Genomic DNA, 2,448 nt, shown 5'->3' with positions numbered 1-2,448 from the left:
AGTGGTGGGGGTCGGTGGGAGGGAGGTCTACTGGTCCGGGGAGAAGCGGAGTGCGCCCGGTGGGATTCTCGCGTCGCACCAGACCCGTACGCCCTCCCTCAGTTCGTTGTCGGCGCCGACGATCGCGCCGTCGCCGATCACCGTCCCCGTGAGGATCGAGCGTTCGCCCACGCGGGCCCCCGTGCCGATCAGGGAGTCGGTGATGACCGCGCCCGGTTCCACCACCGCCCCCGCCAGGATCGTGCTGCCCGAGACGCGTGCCCCCTTCGCCACGAAGGCGCCCTCGCCCACCACCGTGCCGCCGGTCAGCTTGGCGTCTGCGGCGACCCGCGCCGAGGGGAGGATCAGGCGGTCGCCGCAGCGGCCGGGGACCGCCGGGGAAGGGGCGCGGCCCAGGACCAGGTCAGCCGAACCCCGTACGAAGGCCGCCGGGGTGCCCAGGTCCAGCCAGTACGTCGAGTCCACCAGGCCCTGGAGGTGTGCGCCGATGGAGAGGAGTTCCGGAAACGTTTCTCTTTCCACCGAAACCGGGCGGCCCGCCGGGATCGTGTCGATGACCGAGCGGCGGAAGACGTACGCCCCCGCGTTGATCTGGTCGGTGACGATCTCCTCGGGGGTCTGGGGCTTTTCGAGGAACGCCGTCACCCTGCCCGTCTCGTCCGTGGGGACCAGGCCGTAGGCCCTCGGGTCCGTCACCCGGGTCAGGTGGAGCGAGACGTCCGCCGATGTCGCCTTGTGGGTACGGACCAGGGCTCTGATGTCCAGGCCCGTGAGGATGTCGCCGTTGAAGACGAGGACCGGGTCGTCGGGGGCCGAGTGCAGGCGCGCGGCCACGTTGCGGATCGCGCCGCCGGTGCCGAGGGGTTCGTCCTCGGTGACGTACTCCAGGTGGAGGCCGAGCGACGAGCCGTCGCCGAAGTGCGGTTCGAACACTTCGGCGAGGTAAGAGGTGGCCAGGACGATGTGCTCCACCCCCGCCGCTCTCGCTCTCGCCAACTGGTGTGTGAGGAAGGGGACTCCGGCCGCCGGAAGCATCGGCTTCGGGGTGTGCACGGTGAGCGGGCGCAGCCGGGTGCCCTTGCCCCCGACCAGAAGGATCGCTTCTGTCACGTGTCGTCCCTGCTTCCTGCCTGGACCGACCGAAGCGCTGTCCGGTCGGCCGAAGTCCTCATCGCCCTTGGTATTTGGCCGCCGTTTTACGCGCCGAGGCGAGCTTCTCGTAGAGCAGCCGGCCCGGGCATTCGGTGGCGAAACCGTCCCGGTGGCCGGAGATCGCGTTCAATCGTACGTTCATTCCCTTTGGGTAGAGATTGCCACCACCCGACTTCAGGTATGCCTTACCGTTCGGATTCACCCCGTAAAGGCCCAGCTTCCAGGCGGTCAGCCGGGCGATCGCCCCCACTGCCGATTTGGACGGCTTGGAACTGCCGAAGGTTCCGAGAACGGCGATCCCCATGCTGTCGGTGTTGAACCCGAGCGTGTGCGCGCCCCTCACGGCCTTCGTCATGCCGCCGGCCCGCCCCTCGTAGATGTTTCCGCACCGGTCGACGAGGAAGTTGTAGCCGATGTCCCGCCAGCCGCTGCTGAGCACGTGATAGCGGTAGATGCCACGGATGAGGGCCGGGGCGTCCGAGCACCAGTACTTGTTGCCCGAGGCCGTGTGGTGCACGAAGGCCACCTTCACCTTCTTCGTGTAGACGAAGCCGCGTTCGCGCAGTGTCTCGTCGGCGCCCCAGCCGCGACGCGTGACGATCCGTGGGCGCGGGCCGATGTACGGCTGCGCTCGCCGCTCCTGCTGCGCCTCCTCCTGCGACTCTCCCTGCGCCTCTTCCTGCGGCTCTCCCTGTGCCGCCTCCTCGGTGCGCAGCTTCCGTGCCTCTTCTTCCGTCTGCTGTCTGTTCAGTGCCGGGATCTCGGTGGCCGACTCCGGTTCCGACTCCGACTCCGACGTTCCCATGGCTCGCGTGCGCCGCTCCGTGGGGGCCGCTGGGTCCGCTGGTGCCGTACCTGGGTCCACCAGTTCGAGGCGGAGGCCCGCGGGGAGTGGGGCTCGGGTGGTCGGCGTGGTTCCCTCGCCGTCCGCCCGTACGCGTACCTCCACACCGTCCGAGTCGCCGACCCACAGCGGTGCCGTGGAGCCACGGACTCGACCCGAGGAGCGTTCGGCGGTGCCGGGGTCGGCCGCGTGCTCCTGGTTGTGCGTCTCTACGTCCTGCCAGCCGGTCCAGTGGCCGCCGGCCGTCTCCCGGGTACGGACCTGAACCTGGCCGTGCAGTTCGGTGTCCGGGTTGTCCCAGATGACACCGACCAGCGAGAAGTGCTGTACGTCCGGCCGGTACAGGCCTTGTTCGGTGGCCGGGCCGAGAGTGCGGTCGCCGGGGCGGGGAGCGAGCGGGAGGGACTGGGTGCTGCCGGGGACGGCGGAGGCAGTGGAGGTGGTCAGGGTGG

2 protein-coding genes are annotated in these 2,448 nt (G+C 69.6%); both read right to left on the bottom strand.

What is annotated here, in order from left to right; genetic code table 11:
* Positions 1 to 27: 27 nt before the first annotated feature.
* The gene (gene manB, locus AOK08_RS41630) at positions 28 to 1,110 is read right to left on the bottom strand and encodes a mannose-1-phosphate guanylyltransferase (RefSeq protein WP_055535748.1); all 1,083 of its coding nucleotides are present in this window, start codon (positions 1,108 to 1,110) and stop codon (positions 28 to 30) included.
* A 58-nt stretch (positions 1,111 to 1,168) separates the two neighbouring features.
* Positions 1,169 to 2,443 (bottom strand): N-acetylmuramoyl-L-alanine amidase, encoded by a 1,275-nt coding sequence (locus tag AOK08_RS41625; protein ID WP_055535750.1) that lies wholly within the window; start codon positions 2,441 to 2,443, stop codon positions 1,169 to 1,171.
* Positions 2,444 to 2,448 lie beyond the last annotated feature (5 nt).

Source organism: Streptomyces graminilatus, from assembly GCF_001418565.1.
In the GTDB taxonomy this organism is placed as follows: domain Bacteria; phylum Actinomycetota; class Actinomycetes; order Streptomycetales; family Streptomycetaceae; genus Streptomyces; species Streptomyces graminilatus.
This window is presented reverse-complemented; position numbering and strand designations above follow the sequence as displayed.